At 75.2% G+C, this 20,917-nt stretch carries 2 protein-coding genes; both read left to right on the top strand.

Annotation, left to right across the window (positions count from 1 at the left end):
• Positions 1–21: 21 nt before the first annotated feature.
• Positions 22–19,938: a non-ribosomal peptide synthetase gene (locus tag E1298_RS06160; protein WP_131889824.1), complete on the top strand. Its 19,917-nt coding sequence runs from the start codon at positions 22–24 to the stop codon at positions 19,936–19,938.
• Positions 19,939–19,971: 33 nt separating this feature from the next.
• Complete coding sequence (locus E1298_RS06155) at positions 19,972–20,916, top strand: ornithine carbamoyltransferase (RefSeq protein ID WP_131889822.1); 945 nt, start codon at positions 19,972–19,974, stop codon at positions 20,914–20,916.
• Position 20,917: the final 1 nt, after the last annotated feature.

Genomic DNA, 20,917 nt, shown 5'->3' with positions numbered 1-20,917 from the left:
AGAAGCTGAGGGGGCGGGACGATGGGTGAGGGGCTGACGGACTCGGCCGAGGCGCGGCGCGAGGCGCTCGTCCAGGCCAGGCTCTCGGGGCGGGCACGGGGCGCCGCCCGCAGGCGGTTCCCCACGGCCGACCGGTCGGGGCCGATCGCGCTGTCGCGGGGGCAGCAGCAGCTCTGGGCCCTCTCGCAGATCGACCCGGACAGCGTCGAGTACCTCGTGCCGCTCGCGCTGCGGCTTCGGGGGCCGCTCGACGCCGGGCGGCTCCGCCGCGCGTGGGAGCTGGTCTGCGCCCGGCACGAGATCCTGCGGACCCGCTACGGCACCGCGGACGGCCGCCCGGTCCAGCTCATCGATCCCCCCGGCACGCCGGCCTTCGAGGTCCTGGAGGTGGCGGGCGAGGACGAGGCGCGCCGCGTCCTGGACGAGGAGCTGGCGCGCCCGTTCGACCTCGCCGCCGAGTGGCCGGCCCGCGCGCGCCTGCTGAAGCACGCGGACGACGACCACATTCTCCTCGTCGTCTGCCACCACATCGCGTGCGACGCGTGGTCCATGCAGATCATCTGCCAGGACCTCGGACGGGCCTACAACGACGGTGCCCTGCCCGCGCCCGAGGGGCCGCAGTACGCCGACTACGCCGAGTGGGAGCGGGCCGAGCTCGCGGGACCGGCGCTCGACCGCAAGCTGGGCTACTGGCTGGCGGAGCTGGACGGGCTGGAGCCGACCGAGCTGCCGGCCGACCGCCGCCGCCCCGCGATCCGCGGCCACGCCGGCGGGAAGGTCGACTTCGCGCTCGGCCCCGAGCTGATGGACGGCGTCCACAAGATCGCCGAGATCGCCGAGGCCACGCCGTACATGGTGCTCCTCGCCGCGTTCCAGGCGCTCGTCTCCCGCTACACCGGCCGCGCCGACGTCCCCGTGGGCACGGTCGTGACGGGCCGGGACCGGCCCGAGCTGCTGAACGTCGTCGGCTACTGCCTCAACTCGCTGGTCATGCGGGGGCGCTGGAGCGGCGACCCGGGCTTCCGCGACCTGGTGGAGGCCACCCGGACCAAGGTCCTGAACGCCTACGACCACCAGCAGGTCCCGTTCGCCCGGCTGGTGGACGAGCTCGACCCCGAGCGCGACATGTCCCGGACGCCGCTGTACCAGGTCGCGTTCACGATGCACGAGGACCGGGCGCCGCACCTGGCCGTCCCGGGCATCGAGGTGGAGCAGTTCGGCGACGACGACGCCGTCGCCAAGTGCGACCTCGCCCTCCAGGTGCGCCGGGACACCGGCGGCGGGATGAGCGCCCGGTTCCAGTACGCGACCGCGCTGTTCGACGAGGCGACCGTCGAGCGGTTCGCCGGCCACTTCCGCCGCCTGCTCGCGCAGGTCACCGCCGACCCGGACCTGCGGCTGTCCGGGCTGCGGCTGCTGGACGACGACGAGCTGGCGATCGTCAACCGGCCCCGGCCGGACGCGGCGGCCCGCGCGGGCGCGACGCTCCACGAGATCTTCGAGGAGACCGCGCGCCGGACCCCGGACGCGCCCGCGGTGGCCGCGGGCGGGACCACCCGGACCTACGCCGAGGTCAACGCCCGCGCCAACCGGATCGCACGGCGGCTCCGCGCGCTCGGCGCGGGTCCGGAGCGGCTGGTCGGCCTCTGCCTGACCCGCGGCGACGACCTCATCCCCGCCCTGCTCGGCATCCTGAAGTCGGGCGCGGGCTACCTGCCCCTCGATCCGGTCCACCCGGCCGACCGCCTCGGGTTCATGCTGTCCGACGCGCGGGTCGACGTCCTGGTCACCGCGGGGGAGCCCGCCGAGCGGCTCGCCCCGGTCTTCACCGGGCGGGTGCTGGCGGTGGACGCCGACGATCTCCGGGCGGACGTCCGGGCCGAGGACGCCGGCGACCTCGAACCGGTCGCGACCGCGCAGAACCTCGCCTACTCGATCTACACCTCGGGCTCCACCGGCGTGCCCAAGGGCGTCATGGTCACCCATGACAACGTCGCCCGCCTCGTCTCCACCGCGCAGGAGCACTTCGCGTTCGGCCCCGGCGACGTGTTCAGCATGACGCACTCCCCGGCCTTCGACGTGTCGGTGTTCGAGATGTGGGCCGCGTTCGCGCACGGCGCGAAGCTGGTCGTCGTCCCCGCCGAGGTGACCCGCTCGCCGGAGGAACTGCGGGAGCTGCTGGTGGCCGAGCGCGTCACCGTCCTCTCGCAGACCCCGACCGCGTTCAGCGCGCTGGCGGCCGATGGCCCGCTCGACCTCCGGGCGGTCGTGTTCGCGGGGGAGAAGCTGGACCTGCCCGAACTGCGGCCGTGGGCCGAGGCGGCCGGGCTCGACCGGCCCATCCTCGTGAACATGTACGGGATCACCGAGACCACCGTGCACACCACGTTCCACAGGATCATCGAGGACGACCTCGGGCCCGAGGGCGGCAACCCGATCGGGCTCCCGCTCTCCGACCTGACCGTCCGCCTGCTCGACGAGTGGGGACAGCTCGTGCCCGTCGGCGTGCCCGGCGAGATCCACGTGGCCGGCCCCGGCGTGACCCGGGGCTACGCCAGGCGGCCCGGCCTGACCGCGAGCCGCTACCTGCCCGACCCGTTCGGGCCCCCCGGAAGCCGGATGTACCGCAGCGGCGACCTCGCGCGGTGGCGCCCGGACGGCCGGCTGGACTTCCTCGGCCGGGCCGACCAGCAGATCAAGATCCGCGGCTACCGGGTGGAGCTGGGCGAGATCGAAGCGGTGCTCGCCGGGCATCCCGGCGTGCGCGAGGCCGTCGTCGTCAAGGAGGACCGCCCGTCCGGCGCCCGGCTCGTCGGCTACCTGGTCCCGGACGGGGCCCCGCCGCCGCCGGCCGAGCTGGCGGCCTACTGCGCCGGCTTCCTGCCCGACTACATGGTCCCGTCGGCGTTCCTCGCGCTGGAGCGCATCCCGATGAACGCCAACGGGAAGCTGGACCGCAAGGCGCTCCCGGCCGTGGACCGCGCCGCGCTGCGGGCCGGCGGCGAGCGCGTCGCCCCGAGCACGCCCGCCGAACGCGCGATGGCGGCGGTCTGGCAGCGCGTCCTGGACGTGCCCGAGGTCGGCGTGCGGGACGGCTTCTTCGAGCTCGGCGGCGACTCGATCCGCGCGGTCGCGCTGGTGGGCGAGCTGCGCGCCGAGGGCTTCGCCGCGTCGGTGCGGGACGTGTTCGCGCACCGGACGATCGCGTCCCTGCTGGACGCGCTGCCCGACCGGGAGCCCGGCGGCGCCGAGCTGGACGTGCTCGTCCAGCCGTTCGAGCTCATCTCGGACGCGGACCGGGCGCGGCTGCCCGAGGGGGCGCAGGACGCCTACCCGCTGTCGCAGAACCAGATCGGCATGCTGGTGGAGATGCTCGTCGACTCGGGCGACAACCTCTACCACAACGTCTCGGCGTTCGAGGTCCACGACGGCCACCCGTTCGACGCGGACGCCTTCCGCGCGGCGGCGGCGACGCTGGCCGCGCGCCACGAGGTCCTGCGCACCTCCATCGACCTGGAGCGCTACTCCGTCCCGATGCAGGTGGTGCACGCGTCGGCCGCCCTGGACACCCGCGTGTTCGACCTGCGCGACGTCTCCGACCCGGCCCGGCTCGCAGAGCTGCTGGAGGAGCACTCGCGCGGCGAGCGGGCGCGGCTTTTCGACCTCGGCGTGCCGGGGCTGCTCCGCCTGCACGTCCACCTGACCAGGGCGACCGGGTACCGGGTCGCGGTGACCGAGTGCCATCCGATCCTGGAGGGCTGGAGCCACCACTCGCTGGTGATGGAGCTCATCGGCCTCTACGACCGGTACCGGGACGGGCTGCCGATGGAGGAGCCCGAGCCCGTCGCCGTGCGGTTCGCCGACTTCGTCGCGGCCGAGCGGCGGATCCTGGCGTCCGAGGAGTCCGCCGGGTACTGGCGGGACGTGCTGGAGCGCAACGCCCGCTTCCAGCTGCCCGCCGGATGGCAGGACCCCGACGCCGCGCCCGGCGACCGCTACCAGGTCTCCGTCCTGTGGTCCGACCTTGAGGCGGGGCTGCGGGAGCTGGCGACCGAAGCCGGGGCGTCGCTCAAGGCCGTCATGGTCAGCGCGCTGCTGAAGGTGATGAGCCAGCTCACCGACGAGGAGGGCTTCTACCTCGGGCTGGTCTGCGACGGCCGGCCCGAGGTGCTCGGCGCGGACCGCGTCTACGGCATGTACCTGAACACGGTCCCGCTCGTCGCCGAGCGGTCGGCGGGCACCTGGCGAGAGCTGGTGCGGGCGACGTTCGCCCGCGAGGTCGAGCTGTGGCCCCACCGCGGCTACCCGACCGCCGCGATCCAGCGGGCCGCGGGCGGGCGCGAGCGGCTCTACCAGGTCATCTTCAACTACCAGGACTTCCACCAGGTCGACCTCGGCACCGTGGCGCCCGCGGGCGACGACAGCCCGACCGAGTTCCCGCTGACGATCTCCTCGCGGGGCGGGCAGGTCGTGCTGACCGCCGACCCGAGGGTCCTGGGCAGGGAGCACGGCGAGCGCATCGGCGCGATGTTCCGCGCCGTCCTGCGGGCGATGGCGACCGGGGAGGGCGGCCCCCGGGACGTCTGGCTCCCCGAGGCCGAGCGGGCCCGGCTGACCGGCGAGTGGGCGGTCGGCGACCGGGACCCGGGTCTCGGGCACACGCTCGCGCTCATCGAGGCCCGCGTCGCGGCCTCCCCGAACGCGACCGCGGTCATGGCGGGCGCGGAGCGCCTCACCTTCGGCGAGCTGGACCGCGCGGCGAACCGCCTGGCGCGCCGGCTGGCCGAGGCGGGCGCGGGGCCGGACTCGATCGTCGGGATCCTGCTGGACCGCAGTCCCGCGCTGCTGGTCAGCGTGCTCGCCGTCTGGAAGACCGGCGCCGCCTACCTGCCGCTCGACGGCGCGGTCCCCGCCGACCGGATCCGCGGCATGCTGGACGACTCGGACGTGCGGCTCCTGGTCACCGCCGAGGGCCGCGACGGCTTCGGCCGCCACGTCGTGACGCCGGAGGACGGCTTCGGGGAGCCGACGGCGGCCGTCCCCACGGCGCCCGCCGACCTCGACCGGCTCGCCTACGTCATCTACACCTCGGGTTCCACGGGCAAGCCCAAGGGCGTCCGGGTCAGCCACCGGAACCTGGCCACCTACCTGAACTTCGCCGTCATCGACTACATGGGCCGCTCGGCGGCCCCCGAGCCCGGCGGCGCGCCGCTGTTCTCGGCGTTCGGCTCCGACCTGGTGGTCACCACGCTGTTCGCGCCGCTGATCTGCGGCCGTCCCGTGCACGTCCTGCCGCCCGATCTGGACCCGGCCGACCTCGGCGCGGCCATCGCCGCGTCCGGCCCCTACGACTTCATCAAGCTCACCCCGAGCCACCTCGACGTGCTCGGCAGGCAGCTCGAACCCGCGCAGGTCGCGGGCCTGGCCTCGGCCGTCGTGCCGGGCGGGGAGGCGCTGGCCGGGGACGCGGCCGCGCGCTGGGCGGACATGCTCGGCCCCGGCGGCCGCGTCATGAACGAGTACGGGCCCACCGAGATCACGGTGGGGAACTCGACCTTCGAGGTGGACGGCCCCTGCGCCGACCAGGTCGTGCCGATCGGGCGGCCGATGCCGGGCACCACCATGCTCGTCCTCGACCGGAACCTGGAGCCGGTCCCGGTCGGCGTCCCCGGCGAGCTGTGCGTCGGCGGCTCGGGTGTCACCCACGGCTACGGCGGGCGCCCCGGCCTGACCGCCGACCGCTACATGCCCGACCCGTACGGCCCGCCCGGGTCCCGCCTCTACCGGACGGGCGACATCACCCGCTGGCGCTCGGACGGGGTCGTGGAGTTCATCGGCCGCCGCGACGAGCAGGTGAAGCTGCGCGGCAACCGCGTGGAGCCCGGCGAGATCGAGGGCGTGCTGAGCCGCCATCCTGCGGTGTCGGCCGCCCGCGTCGTGGTGGTCGAGGGCCTGCTCGTCGCCTACTACGTGCCCGCGGAGCAGGCGGCGGAGACCGACGGCGACGAGCTGCGGCGGCACTGCGCCGCCCTGCTGCCCGAGTACATGGTCCCGGCCGGGTACGTGCCGTTGGAGCGGATCCCGCTGACCCCGGTCGGCAAGGTCGACCGGGCCGCGCTGCCCGCCTTCGACTCCGGCGCGCTGTCGGGCGGCGATCTCGTCGAGCCGCGCACGCCCGCCGAGGAGCGGGTCGCCGCGATCTGGCGGGACGTGCTGGACCTGGAGCGCGTCGGCGTGCACGACAGTTTCTTCGACCGCGGCGGCGACTCGATCAGCGTGGTCTCGCTGGTCGCCGCGCTCCGCCAGGACGGCCTGGACGTCGGCGTCCGCGACGTGTTCGCGAGCCCGACCGTCGCGGAGCTGTGCGAGCGGCTGACCGGGCGCGCCGCGCCGGCCGAGGCCGCCCCGCCGGTCGAGCCGTTCGCCCTCCTGGACCCGGCGGACCGCGCCGCGCTCCCGGACGGCCTCGCCGACGCCTACCCGCTGTCGCGCAACCAGCTCGGGATGCTGATCGAGACCCAGCTCAGCGCGGAGGCGCACTACCACGACATCTCGTCGTTCCTCATCGACGACGGGCAGCCGTTCGACATGGAACGGTTCCGGCGGGCCGTCCGGGACACGGCCCTGGCGCACGACGTGCTCCGCACCTCGGTCGCGCTGGAGGGCTTCTCCCTGCCGCTCCAGCTCGTCCACGCCGAGGCGGAGATCGAGTGCGGGCTGCGCGACCTGCGGGGCCTCGGCAAGGCCGCGCAGGACGCCGAGCTGGAGGCGTTCGTCGCCGCCGAGCGCGGCAGGCTCTTCGACCTCGCCGCGCCCAAGCCGCTGATCCGCGTCGTCGTCCACGTGCAGTCCGACGACGCCTGGCGCTGCACCTTCGTCAAGAGCCACGCGATCCTGGACGGCTGGAGCTACCACCTGCTGCTGGAAGAGCTCCTCGACCGCTACCGCGACGCGGGCCACGCGCCGCCGCCCGTGCCGGTCAGGTTCGCCGACGTGATCGCCGCCGAGCTGGCGGCGCTGGAGTCGGCCGAGGACCGCGACCACTGGCGGGACGTCACGGGCCGCCCCCGGTTCACGCTCCCGGCGGACTGGCACGGGGACCTGGACGCCCCCGCCGTCCAGATCCGCTCCGGTATCCCCTACCGCCACCTGGACGCCCGGCTCCGCGTGCTCGCCGCCGACGCCGGAGTCCCGATCAAGAGCGTGCTGGCCGCCGCGTTCGCCAAGGTCCTCGGCCTGCTCACCGGCGAGGCGGAGTTCTTCGCCGGGACCGTCGCGCACACCCGCCCGGAGGTCGTGGGCGGCGACCGCGTCCTGGGGACCTTCCTCAACACGCTGCCGCTTCCGATCGACCGCACCGCGCGGACGTGGGGGGAGCTGGCCCGGCGGATGCTCGCCGAGGAGCAGCGGGCGTGGCCGCACCGCGACTACCCGCTGGCCGCGATGGGGTCGCTGGGGGCGGCGGGGGACGGCACCGACCGGCTCATCGACGTGTTCTTCAGCTACCTGGACTTCGGCGGGACCGGCGCGGGCGAGGGCTCGGACCACGTCGTGGACGAGGGGAACGGCCTCAACCGGAGCTCCACCGAATTCGCGCTCGGCGTGACCGCGCTACGCGGCTACCTGAGCCTGCGCACGCACTCGCACGCGCTGACGCAGGCGAACGCGGACCGCATCGCCGGGCTCTTCCGCACCGTCCTGGAGGACATGGCGGAGAACGGCGCGGACGGCGCGGCCTGGGGCACGCCGGACGACCAGCGCGGGGCCCCGGCCTCCTGGGACGCCTCCGCCGGCGCGCTCGACGGCGACGACGCCGTCCTGCGGGTGACCGCCGACCCGTCGAGCATCGCGGTCGTGCACGGTGACCGGGAGCTCGACTACGGGTGGCTGGACGTCGCCTCGTCGTGGGTCGCCGAGCAGGTCGCCGTGCACGCGGGACCGGGCGGCGTCGTGGGCGTCCGCATGGAGCGCTCGCCGGAGATGGTCGCGGCGCTGCTGGGCGTGGTGAAGGCGGGCGCCGCCTACCTGCCGCTCGACCCGGCCTACCCGGCGGAGCGGCTGGAGTTCATGCTCCAGGACTCCGGCGCCGCCGCGCTGCTCACCTCCGCGGAACCGGACGGCACCCTGCCCGCGTGGGCCGGGCCCACGGTGGTCGTCGAGCCCACGGTGCTGGACGGGCGGCGCGACGCCTCGTCGCGTCCGGACGAGGCGCCGCGTCCCGGCCCCGCCGCGGTCACGCCCGAGCACCCCGCCTACGTCATGTACACCTCGGGCTCCACGGGACGGCCGAAGGCGATCGTCGTCCCGCACCGGGCGGTCGTCCGCCTCGTCCGCGGCGCCGGATACCTCGCCCTCGGGGCCGACAGCCGCTTCGCCCACATCAGCAGCACCTCGTTCGACTCCTCGACGCTGGAGGTGTGGGGGCCGCTGCTCAACGGCGGCCGGATCGTCATCCTCGACCAGGAGACCGTCCTCACCCCCGCCGCGCTGGCGCAGGCCCTGCGGGCGACCGGGACCACGCACCTGTGGATGACGGCGACGCTGTTCAACCACACGGTCCGCGAGGAGCCCGCGGCGGTGGCCTCGGTGGGCACCGTCCTCATCGGCGGCGAGGCGCTCGACCCCGCCACCGTGCGCAACGTCCAGCGGACGGGCGCCCCGGGACGGCTGCTCAACGGCTACGGCCCGACCGAGAACACCACCTTCTCCACCGTCCACGACATCGGCGAGGTGGCGCCCGACGCGGCGTCGATCCCGATCGGGCGGCTCATCCCCGGCACGACGGGGCACGTCGTCGACGCCGACCTCGAACCGGCCGTCGCCGGGGTGCCCGGCGAGCTGGTGGTCGGCGGCGCGGGCCTCGCCCACGGCTACCTCGGCAGGCCCGCCGAGACCGCCGAGCGGTTCGTCCCCGACCCGCACGGCCCGCCCGGCGCGCGCCTCTACCGGACCGGCGACCTGGTCCGCCGTCTGCCGGACGGGACGCTCGACTTCCTCGGGCGGCTCGACCAGCAGATCAAGCTGCGCGGCTACCGGATCGAGACCGGCGAGATCACGGCGGCGCTGACCGCGCTGCCCGGCGTCGCGCAGGCGGTCGTCACCGTCATCGATGACCGGCTCATCGCCTACTACGTCCCGGACACCGAAGGCTCGCAGGGACAGGACGGGCGGGACGGTGTGGACGCCGTCACGCCGCGCGGCCTGCGCGCCGGGCTGGACCGGGCGCTTCCCGCGCACCTGGTGCCCGCCGGGTACGTCGCGGTCGACGCCATCCCGGTGACGGTCAACGGCAAGCTCGACCGGGACCGGCTGCCCGAGCCCGGCGCGGCCGCCTTCACGACCGCCGTCCAGCCCCGCACGGCCGCCGAGCGGTCGGTCGCGCAGGTGTGGTCGCGCGTCCTCGCGGTGGCGGAGCCGGGCGTGGAGGACGACTTCTTCGCCGCCGGGGGCGACTCGATCCGCGCGGTCGCGCTGGTCGGCGCGCTCCGCGAGGCGGGCTACGCGGTGTCGGTCCGGGACCTGTTCGAGCTGCGGACGATCGCCCGTGTCGCCGCGCACGCCGGCGCGCCCAGGGGCGACGTCGCCGACGCGCTGGTCGAGCCGTTCGCCCTGGTGCCCGAGCAGGACCGGCCCCGGCTCCCCGCCCCGCTGGACGACGCCTACCCCGTCGGCCAGGTGCAGCTCGGGATGCTGGTGGAGATGCTGGCGGGCGGCGACGGCAACCGGTACCAGCACTGCGCCTCCTTCATGATCCGCGACGATGTCCCGTTCGACGGCGACGCGCTGCGGGCGGCCGTGGAGCGGGTCGTGGCCCGCCACGAGACCCTCCGCACGTCCTTCGACCTGTACTCCTTCTCGGTCCCGCTCCAGCTCGTCCACCCCGCCGTGCACGTCCCGGTGCGGATCGAGGACCTGCGGGCCCGGTCCGCCGCCGAGCGCGAGCGGCGGATCCGGTCCTACATCGACGGGGAGCGGCGGCGGGGCCTCGACCCGGCCATCGCGCCGCTCCTGCGCGTCGCGGTGCACCTGGAGCCGGACGGCTGGCGGCTGGCGTTCACTCAGTCGCACGCCCTGACCGAGGGGTGGAGCCAGCACTCCCTGCTGATGGAGGTGGTCGAGGAGTACCAAGCGATCAGGGACGGCGCCGCCACCCCCGCGCCCGCCGCCCCGGCCGTGCGGTTCGCCGACACCATCGCCGCCGAGCTGGACGCGCTCGCCGACGCCGAGCAGCGCGGGCACTGGGAGCAGGTGACCACCGGCCGCCGTCCGTTCACGCTGCCGCCCGGCTGGGCGGGCGACGGGCCCGCGACCGACTACCGCGTCGAGGTGCCCCTGGCCGACCTGCGGGCGAGGCTGGTGGAGGTGGCCGACGAGGCGGGCTTCCCCGCCAAGACCGTCCTGCTCGCCGCGCACCTCGCGGTGCTGTCCGCCGTGGCGGGCGAGGGCGCCGTGCACACCGGGCTGGTGTGCGACACCCGCCCGGAGATCGCCGGAGCGGACCTCGTCCACGGCATGTACGTCAACACGCTGCCCGTCCCGGTGCCGAGGGGCCCGGCCACCTGGCGCGAGCTGTGCGCCGAGGTGTTCGCGGCCGAGCTGGCGCTGTGGCCGCACCGCCGGTTCCCGCTGCCGGAGATCCAGCGCGTGGCCGGCGGCGGCCGCCTGATCAACGTCATCTTCAACTACCAGAACTTCCACGTCGTGGACGAGGAGCAGGTCGACGTCGCGGCCGGGATGGGCGGCGGCGCCACCGAGTTCGACCTGGAGGTCAACACCTCGGGGAGCGGCCTGGCGATCAAGAGCAACACGCGGGTGCTGGGCCGGGACCGCGCCGAGCTGCTCGCCGCGATGCACCGCGCCGCGCTGGAGGCCATCGCCGCGGACCTCGACGGCGATGCCAGGACGGGCCTGCTCCCGGCGGCCGAGCGGGACCGGCTGGCCGCGCTGAACGAGACCGCGCGCCCGGCGCCCTGGACCTCGTTCGAGGAGCGGTTCGCCGAGGTCGCCGCGGCGTACCCCGACCGGATCGCGGTCGGTGGGCTGACCTACGCCGCCCTCGACGCCGAGGCGAACCGGCTGGCCCGCTACCTCCGCGGGCTCGGCGCGGGACCGGAGACCGTGGTCGGCCTGTACGCCGCGCGCTCGGTGTCGTCCGTGCTCGGCGTGCTCGCGGTGCTCAAGGCCGGGGCCGCGTACGTGCCGCTGGCGGCGGACCGGCCGCTGGACCGCCTCGCCTTCATGGCGGACGACGCGGGCGTCTCGCTGCTGCTGACCGAGTCCGGCGCCCCTGAGCTGCCGGGCGATTACACGGCGGTCCCGCTGGACCGTCCGCAGGCGTGGGCCGGCCAGAGCCCGGACGGCCTCGCGGCCGCGGACCCCGCCCACCTCGCCTACGTCATCTACACCTCCGGCTCCACCGGCAACCCCAAGGGCGTGCTCGTCCACCGCGCCGGGATGGTCAACCACCTGCACGCCAAGATCGAGGACCTGCGGATGGACGGCGCCACGGTGCTCGTCCACAACGCGTCGCTGGCCTTCGACATCTCCGTGTGGCAGATGCTGGCCGTGCTCGCGACCGGCGGCCGCCTCGTGGTCGCCGACGACGACACGGCGCTGGACCCGCTGGAGCTGTTCGCGCTGACCCGGGACCAGCACGCCACCGTCCTGGAGGTCGTCCCGTCGCTGCTGCGGGCCGCGCTGGACGCCTGGGAGGTCGGCGCGGACGCGCCGCACCTGCCGGAGCTGCGGTTCCTGGTGGTGACCGGCGAGGCGTTCCCGCCCGACCTGGTGAACCGCTGGCTGGCCAGGTACCCGCACGTGGAGCTGGTCAACGCCTACGGCCCGACCGAGTGTTCCGACGACGTCACCCACGCGTTCGTGCTGTCGGCCGGGCAGGACGAGGGCGGCCGGGTGCCTATCGGGCGGCCGGTGCGCAACACCCGCCTGTACGTCCTGGACGAGTGGTCCGAGCCCGTCCCCGGCGGCGTCGCGGGCGAGCTGTACGTCGGCGGCGCGGGCGTGGCACGCGGCTACGCGGGACATCCCGGACGGACGGCCGCGACCTTCCTGCCCGACCCCTACGGCCCGCCCGGGTCGCGGCTCTACCGGACCGGCGACCTCGTGCGCTGGACCGACGACGACGAGCTGGAGTTCCTCGGCCGCGACGACGGCCAGGTGAAGATCAGGGGCGCCCGGATCGAGCTGGGCGAGGTCGAGACCGCGCTGCGCGCCCGTCCCGAGATCGCCGACGCGGCCGCCGCCGTGCACCGCGACGCGGCCGGGACGGCGCTGCTGACCGGCTACGTCGTCGCGGCCCCGGGCCGGACGATCGACGCCGCCGCCGTGCGGACGGCCCTGGCCGGGACGCTGCCCGCCGCCGCCGTCCCCGGCGCGCTGGTCGTCCTGGACGCGCTGCCCCTGACGCCCAACGGCAAGATCGACCGGAAGGCGCTCCCCGCCCCCGCCCCCGGGCAGGGGTTCCCGGAGGCCGCCCGCACGCCCGGATCCGCCGCGACCGGCGCGGGGCAGGAGTGGGTCGCCGGGATCTGGCGCGAGGTCCTCGGCATCGCCGAGGTCGGCGCGGACGAGAGCTTCTTCGACCTCGGCGGCGACTCGATCAGGGCCGTCGCGGTCGTCGGCAGGATGCGCGCCGCCGGCGTCGCCGTCACCGTCCGGGACGTGTTCGAGCGCCGCACGGTCGCGGAGCTCGCGGGTCTCGCGGGACGCGTGGGCGCCGCGGCGCCGCCGCCCGCCGCCGTCGAGCCGTTCGCGCTGCTGTCGGACGAGGACCGCGCCGCCCTGCCCGAGGGCCTGGACGACGCCTACCCGATGTCGCAGCTCCAGCTCGGCATGATCTCGGAGTTCATGGCGGGCGGCGAGCGCAACGTCTACCACAACGTGGCGAGCACCCGGATCAAGGACGACGCCGCGTTCGACGCCGGCGCCTTCCACGCGGCCGTCGCCGAGATCGTGGCCCGGCACGAGATCCTGCGGACCTCGCTGCACCTGACCGGCTACTCCGTCCCGATGCAGCTCGTCCACGCCGAGGTGGAGGCGCTCAGCGCCGTCCACGAGCCCGGCGACCTGGACGACTTCATGCTGCGGGAGCGGGCCGACGTCTTCGACTTCACGCGGGCCCCGCTGCTGCGGGCCGCCGCGCACGCCGGGACCGGCGGGGACTGGTGGCTCACCCTCACCTTCTCCCACACGATCCTGGACGGCTGGAGCCAGCACACCCTCCAGATGGAGCTGATCACGACGTACCGGCGGCTCCGCGACACCGGCGAGGCCGGGCCGCGCGAGCGGGGCGTCCGCTACGCCGACTTCGTCGCGGGCGAGCTGGCCTCCCTCGCGGGGGAGGAGGACCGCGCCTACTGGCGGCGGATCGTCACCGACTACCGGCCGTTCACCCCGCCCGCGCCGACTGCGGCCGAGCTGGCCGATGCCGGGCCGGGCTCCTACAACATCGAGGTCCCGCTGGACGACCTCGGCGAGCGGCTGCGCGCCAGGGCCGCCGAGGCGGACGTGCCGTTGAAGACGGTGCTGCTCGCCGCGCACCTGACCGCGCTCGACGCCCTCGCGCCGGGCGGCCGGTTCCACACCGGGCTCGTCCAGCACGCCCGCCCGGAGGTCGTGGGCGCCGACCAGGCGATCGGGATGTTCCTCAGCACGCTTCCGATCCCCTTCGACGGCGCCGCGGGCACCTGGCGCGAGCTGCTGGCGCGGACGTTCGAGGCGGAGCTGGAGACCTGGGCGCACCGGCGCTACCCGGCGCCGGCGGTGCAGGCGCTGTGGAAGGGCGGCGGGCGGCTGGTCCCCGCCTACTTCAACTACATCGACTTCCACCAGACCGACGACCGCGCGATCGACACCGAGGCCAGGGCCACCGAGGCGCCCACCGAGTTCGGCCTGGCGGTGCACGCCTTCGGCGACCGCCGGGTGGTGCTCACCGCCGACGCCCGGACGATCTCCGAGGACACCGCCCGGCGGCTGGCCGGGCTCGAACGGCAGGTGCTGGAGGCCGTCGCGGACGGGCTGGACGGCGACGCCCGCCGCTTCGCCGCCCCGCCGCAGACCGGCGACTGCCTGCACGACCTGTTCGCCGAGCAGGCCGCCGCGACACCGGACGCCACCGCGGTCATCGCGGGCGGCGCGCGCCTGTCCTACGCCGAGACCGAACGGCGCGCCGCCCGGCTCGCCGCCCACCTGACCTCGCTCGGGATCGGGCCCGACGACCTGGTCGGCGTCTGCCTGGAGCGGGGCGAGAACCTGCTGCCCGCGCTGCTCGGCGTCCTCAAGGCCGGGGCCGGCTACCTTCCGCTGGACCCGGAGAACCCGCTGGACCGGCTCGCCTACATGGTGGCGGACGCGGACGTGCGGGTCGTGGTCGGCGACGACCGCGCCGCCGCCCTGCGGGAGCGCTGCGGCGCGATCTTCATCGGCACGGACGGCATCGACCCGGGCGAGGGTCCCGCCGGAGGGGCGCGCGCGGTCCCCGACAACCTCGCCTACGCGATCTACACCTCGGGCTCCACCGGACGGCCCAAGGGCGTGGCGGTCACCCACCGGAACGTCGTGCGGCTGATCACCACGGCCCAGGAGCACTACGCCTTCGAGGACACCGACGTCTTCAGCATGACCCACTCCTACGCCTTCGACGTGTCGGTGTTCGAGATGTGGGGCGCGCTGCTGAACGGCGGCGCCGTCCTGGTCGTCCCGCCGGACGTGACGCGGATGCCCGACGAGCTGCTCGACGAGCTGATCGAGCACGAGGTGACCGTCCTGTCCCAGACGCCGACCGCGTTCCGCGCGCTGCTGACCGCCGGGGACCTCGACCGCAAGCTCAAGCAGGTCGCGCTGCGCGCGGTCGTCTTCGCCGGGGAGCGCCTGGAGTTCTCCGACCTCGCGCCCTGGGTGGAGCGCCGCGGCCTCGGCCGGACGGCGATGGTGAACATGTACGGGATCACCGAGACCACCGTGCACACCACCTACCACCGGCTGTCCAAGCGGGACCTCGCGCCCGACGCGCCCAACACCGTCGGCCGCCCGCTGTCGGACCTCACCGTCGACCTGCTGGACGAGGACGGGCACCCGGTGCCGCCCGGCGCGGTCGGGGAGATCCACGTGTCCGGCCCCGGCGTCGCCCGCGGCTACCTCGGCCGCCCCGGGCTGACCGCCGCCCGCTTCGTCCCCGACCCGCAGGGTCCCCCGGGGGCGCGGCGGTACCGCAGCGGCGACACAGCGCGCCGCACCCGGGACGGGGTGCTGGAGTTCGTCGGCCGCATCGACGACCAAGTGAAGATCCACGGCTACCGGGTCGAGCTGGGCGAGGTCGAGGCCGCGCTGGCGGCCAGCCCCGGGGTGCGGCACGGGGTCGTCGCGCTGCGCCGCGACGCCTCGGGCGAGCCGCGCCTGATCGGCTACGTCGTCCCGGACGGCGACGCCGCGTTCGACCCGGCCGCGCTGCGCGAGCGGCTGCCGCACTACATGGTGCCCTCGGCGTTCGTGGAGCTGGAGGCGCTGCCGCTGACCGTCAACGGCAAGCTCGACCGGCGGACGCTGCCCGAGCCGGCCGCCCGCCGGGACGGCGACGCCGTGGAACTGCCCTCGCCGTTCCACGAGCGGATCGCCGCGCTGTGGCGGACGGTCCTCGGCGTCGAGCGGGTCACCCTGGACGACCGGTTCTTCGACCTCGGGGGCGACTCCATCCGCGCCGTGGTGCTCGTCGCGACCCTCCGCGAGGAGGGCTACGGGATCACCACCCGCGAGCTGATGGAGCACGAGGGCTTCGCCGAGCTGTGCGCGCTGCTGGCCGCCCGCGCGGGCACCGCCGAGGACGCGCCGCGCACCGAGCCGTTCGCGCTGCTGTCGGCCGCCGACCGGGAGCGGCTGCCGGACGGGCTGACCGACGCCTACCCGGCCACCCGCAACCAGGTCGGCATGCTGATCGAGATGCTGGCCTCCAGCGAGTCGGGCCGCCCCGGCTACCACCAGGTCAGCTCCGTCCGGATCCGGGACGGCAGGCCCTTCTCCGCCGGTGACTTCCGGCGGGCCGTCGCCGCCCTGGCCGAGCGGCACGAGGCGCTGCGGACGTCGTTCGACGCCTACGGCCACTCCGAGCCGCTCCAGCTCGTCCACGAGCACGTCGAGATCCCCGTCGAGATCACCGGCCCGGACGTGCCGGACGAGGAGATCGAGGCGCATGTGGCGAGCCGCCGCGCCATGGTCTTCGACCCGGCCGAGCCTCCGCTGCTGAGCCTCCACGTCCACCTGTGCGGGGACGACGGCTGGCAGCTCACCGTCGCCTACGCCCACGCGATCCTCGACGGGTGGAGCCTGCGCCTGCTGCTCCGGGAGCTGATCGAGACCTACCAGGGGCTGCCTGCGCGCCCGGCGCCCGCCGAGCGGTTCGCCGACACGGTCGCCGCCGAGCTGCGGGCGCTGGGGTCGGCCGACGACCGCGCGTTCTGGCTGGAGACGCTCCGCACGCACGCCAAGTTCGAGCTTCCGCCCGCGTGGCTGGACCGGGACGCGGTAAGCGAGTCCTACGACCTCGACATCGACCTGCGGCCCCTGGACGAGGGGCTCCGCCGCCTCGCCAGGACCGTGCGGGCGCCGCTGAAGAGCGTCATGCTGGCCGCCCACCTCACCGTCCTGCGGGCGCTCACCCCCGAGCCGGCCTTCCACAGCGGGCTCACCACCCACGTCCGGCGGGAGGCGCACGACGCCGAACGGTCGCTCGGCATGCACCTGAACGTGCTGCCGTTCCCCTCGCCGCCCGCCGCCGCCACCTGGCGGGAGCTGGTGCGCCTGGTCTTCGACCGCGAGGCGGCCCAGTGGGCGCACCGCCACTTCCCGATGCCCGAGTTGCAGCGCGCGTCCGGCGAGGCGGGACGCCTGGTGGACGTCTACTTCAGCTACCAGGACTTCGCCGAGACCGACCGGGACTCCGGCACGACCGAGGTGACGGGCACCGGCGGGTTCGCCGTGAACGAGTTCGTGTTCTCGGTCGCGACCGCGCCCGGCAGGCTCGTGCTCCGGTTCGGGGCGGCGGGCGTGACGCCCGAGCACGCGGCGCTGCTGGCCGAGCTGTACCAATCCGTGCTGGAGGCCATGGCCGCCGACCCGGACGGCTCCACCGACGCCGTCCTGCCCGCCGCCCGCGTGGCCGAGCTGGCGGGCCGGGAGCAGGGGGCGGCGCCGTCCGCGTCCGCGTCGGTGCTCGAACGGTTCGAGGCGCAGGCGGCCCGCACGCCCGAGGCGGTCGCGGTCGTCCAGGGCGCCGAGGAGCTGACCTACGCCGAGCTGGACGAGCGCGCCGAGCGGCTCGCCGGGCGGCTGCGGGAGCTGGGCGCGCGGACGGAGTCGGTCGTCGGCATCGTCCTGGACCGCGGCCCCGGCCTGCTCGCCGCGATGCTCGCGAGCTGGAAGGCGGGCGCGGCCTATCTGCCGATCGACCCGGCCTCCCCGGCGGCGCGGATCGACGACCTGCTGCGCGAGTCGGGAGCGGCGGCGGTCGTCACCACCGACGGCGCGCGGGCCCTGCCCGGCGCCGTACCCCCGCCGCGCGCCGTGCCCCCGGCGCCAGGGGCGGCCGAGCCGCCGGACCGGCTGGCCTACCTCATCTACACCTCGGGCTCCACCGGACGCCCCAAGGGCGTGGCCGTCACACACCGGTCGCTGGCCAACCACCTCGACTGGGCCGCCCGCGAGCTGGTGGCGGCCGGGCCGGGCGGCGGCGCGCTGTTCTCCTCCACCGCCTTCGACCTGGTGGTGCCGAACCTGTGGGCGCCGCTGCTGGCCGGGGAGCGCGTCTGGATGCTGCCCGCCGGCGACGACCTGACGCGCCTCGGCGAGCGGCTCGCCGAGGCCGGGCCGTTCGGCTTCCTCAAGCTCACCCCCGGCCATCTGGAGATCCTGACCCGGCAGCTCACCGCCGAGCAGGCTGGCGCCCTCGCCGCCACGATCGTGGTCGCGGGCGAGGTGTTCCCGGTCCCGCTGGCCGAGCAGTGGCGGGGCATGCTCGGCGACGGCCGGGTCGTCAACGAGTACGGGCCGAGCGAGGCCACGGTCGGGACCTGCGTGCACCCGCTCGACGGACCCGTCAGGGAGCAGGGCGTGCCGATCGGCGCCCCGCTCCCCGGCATGGTGATGCGGGTGCTGGACGGCCGGATGCGCCGCGTCCCGGCCGGCGTCGACGGAGAGCTGTTCGTCGGCGGGACCGGGCTGGCGCGCGGCTACCACCGCAGCCCGGCCGGCACCGCCGCCGCGTTCGTCCCCGACCCCTACGGCCCGCCCGGCGCCCGGCTCTACCGGACCGGGGATCGGGCCCGGTGGCTGCCGGACGGCACGGTGGACTTCCTCGGCCGCGACGACGACCTGGTCAAGATCCGCGGCTACCGGGTGGGGCTCGGCGAGATCCAGGCCGTGCTGGCCGAGCACGCGTCGGTCGAGGAGGCGGCGGTCGCCGTCACCGAGACCGGCGACATCGCGGCCTTCCACGTCGGCGCGGCGGACCCGGCCGAGCTGGAGCGGGCCTGCGCGGAGCGGCTGCCCGCCTACATGGTCCCGGCGAGCTTCACCGAGGTCGCCTCGATCCCGCTGAACCGCAACGGCAAGGTCGACCGGGCCGAGCTGCTGCGCCACCGCACCGGAGGGCACACGCGCGCCTACCTCGAACCGGCCACACCGGCCGAGCGGGCGCTCGCCGCGATCATCTGCGAGGTCCTCGGCGCGGAGCGCTGCGGCCGCGACGACGGGTTCCACACGCTCGGCGGCCACTCGATCCAGGCGATCCAGGTGACCGCCGCGGCCCGGGACGCCGGCTTGCCGCTCACCCTGCACATGCTCTACCAGCACGAGACGCTGCGGGAGCTGGCCGCCGCGGTGGATCAGAAGAACCCCGCGCCGCCCGCTTCCGTCCCGACGGTGCCCGCGCGGGCCGCCTCCCGGTACCGCGAGGTGCTGGAGCGGGCCCTGGCCGAGAGCACCGTGCCCGGCGCGAGCCTGGCGCTCATCGAGAACGGCGAGCTGGTCGAGCTGGAGGCGTTCGGCTTCGTGGACGCGGCGCGGACCGCGCCCGTCCGCGCCGACACCGTCTTCCAGGTCGGCTCGCTGAGCAAGCACGTCACGGCGCTCGCCGCGCTCAAGCTCGTGGACGAGGGCCTGGACCTCGACGGGGACGTCAACCACTACCTGGAGTCGTGGCGGGTGCCGGGCCCGGCCGACGCGGTCCCGGTGACGCTCCGGCACCTGCTCGGGCACCGGTCGGGCCTGACCCCGAACGAGGGCAAGGGCTTCCTCCCCGGGACGGGAGCGCCGCCCGTCGCCGAGATCCTGGCGGCGGACGTCACCCGCGAGCTCGTCCCCGGCGAGGCGTTCCGCAGGGCCAACGTCCACTTCCTGGTCGTCCAGCAGCTGCTGGAGGACATGACCCGCACGCCGTTCGCCGAGCTCGTGGACGGGCTCGTCATGCAGCCGCTCGGGCTGCGGCACAGCGGCTTCGACCAGAACCTCCCGCTCGCGGCCGGCCGTTCGGCCGCCTGGGGGCACGACGAGCTGGGCGCGACGATCGAGGGGCGCTACCGGGTCAGGGCCGACCAGGCCGCGGCCGGGCTGTGGGCCACCGCGGCCGACCTGGCCGAGGTGGTCATGGAGGTCCGCCGCGGCCGCCTCGGCAGGCCCCGCGCGCTGCTGTCGCGCGAGACCAGCGCGGCGATGCTGACGCCGGAGGCCGACAGCGGCTACGGCCTCGGCACGATCGTCGAGGTGTCCGAGGGCGACGTGCACTACGGCCACGGCGGCACGCCGATCGGCTACCACGGCTTCGCGCTCGGCCACCTGCACGCCGCCTCCGGGTTCGTCCTGCTCACCAACGGCGACCTCGGCCCCGGGATCGTCAAGGCGCTCACGCTCGCCCTCGACCGGAAGCCGGCCTGAGCCCCATCCGCCCCACCAACGAAAGGACGGGCCTTGACCGCACGCCATGTCATCTCCCTCAGCGACCTCTCGGATGAGGACCTGCACTCCGTCATGGTGCGCGGCGCCCGCTTCGCCGGCCGTTCCGGGGCGGACGGGGCGCCGCTCGCCGGCACGGTGACGGGGATCCTCTTCCGCCGCACCTCCACCCGCACCAGGACGGCGTTCTCCGCGGGCGCCCAGCGGCTCGGCGGCGGCATCGTCACCTTCCGGCCCGAGGAGCTCCAGCTCGCCACCGGCGAGACGGCCGAGGACACCGGCGCCGTGTTCGCCCGGATGCTCGACATCATGGTGGCGCGCACCGCCGACGACCAGGCGGAGATGCGCGCCTGGGCGGCGCTCGGCGGCATGTCGGTGGTGAACGCGATGAGCGCCCAGGAGCACCCGACGCAGGGCCTGACCGACCTCACCACCCTCCACCGGCGCTTCGGCCGGATCGAGGGCCTTCGCGTCCTCTATGTCGGCGAGGGCAACAACACCGCCGCCGCGCTCGCCCTCGGCCTGACCCGCTTCCGCGACGTGCACCTGCACCTGGCCACGCCGCCGGGATACGGGCTCAGCGCCGAGATCGGCACCCGCGCCGCGAAGCAGGCCGCCGCCAACGGCTCGACCCTCACCGAGAGCCAGAGCCTGGAGGACGTCCCCGAGCGGATGGACGTCGTCTACACGACCCGCTGGCAGACCACGGGGACCAGCAAGGCCGATCCCGACTGGCGGCGGCTGTTCGAGCCGTTCCAGGTGACCGGCGACCTGTGGCGCGCCAGCCCCGACGCCCTGTTCATGCACGACCTGCCCGCCCACCGCGGCGACGAGGTCACCGCCGAGGTCCTGGACGGGCCCAGGAGCATCGCATTCGAGCAGGCCGAGAACAAGATGTGGAGCGCGATGGCCGTCCTTGAGTGGTGCGCGAACGGCGTCGTGGAACGGCGGGGGGCCTGAC

This window comes from Actinomadura rubrisoli (assembly GCF_004349215.1).
GTDB classification, from domain to species: Bacteria; Actinomycetota; Actinomycetes; order Streptosporangiales; family Streptosporangiaceae; genus Spirillospora; species Spirillospora rubrisoli.
The sequence above is the reverse complement of the archived record's forward strand: the minus strand, read 5'-3'. Positions and strand labels throughout refer to the sequence as shown.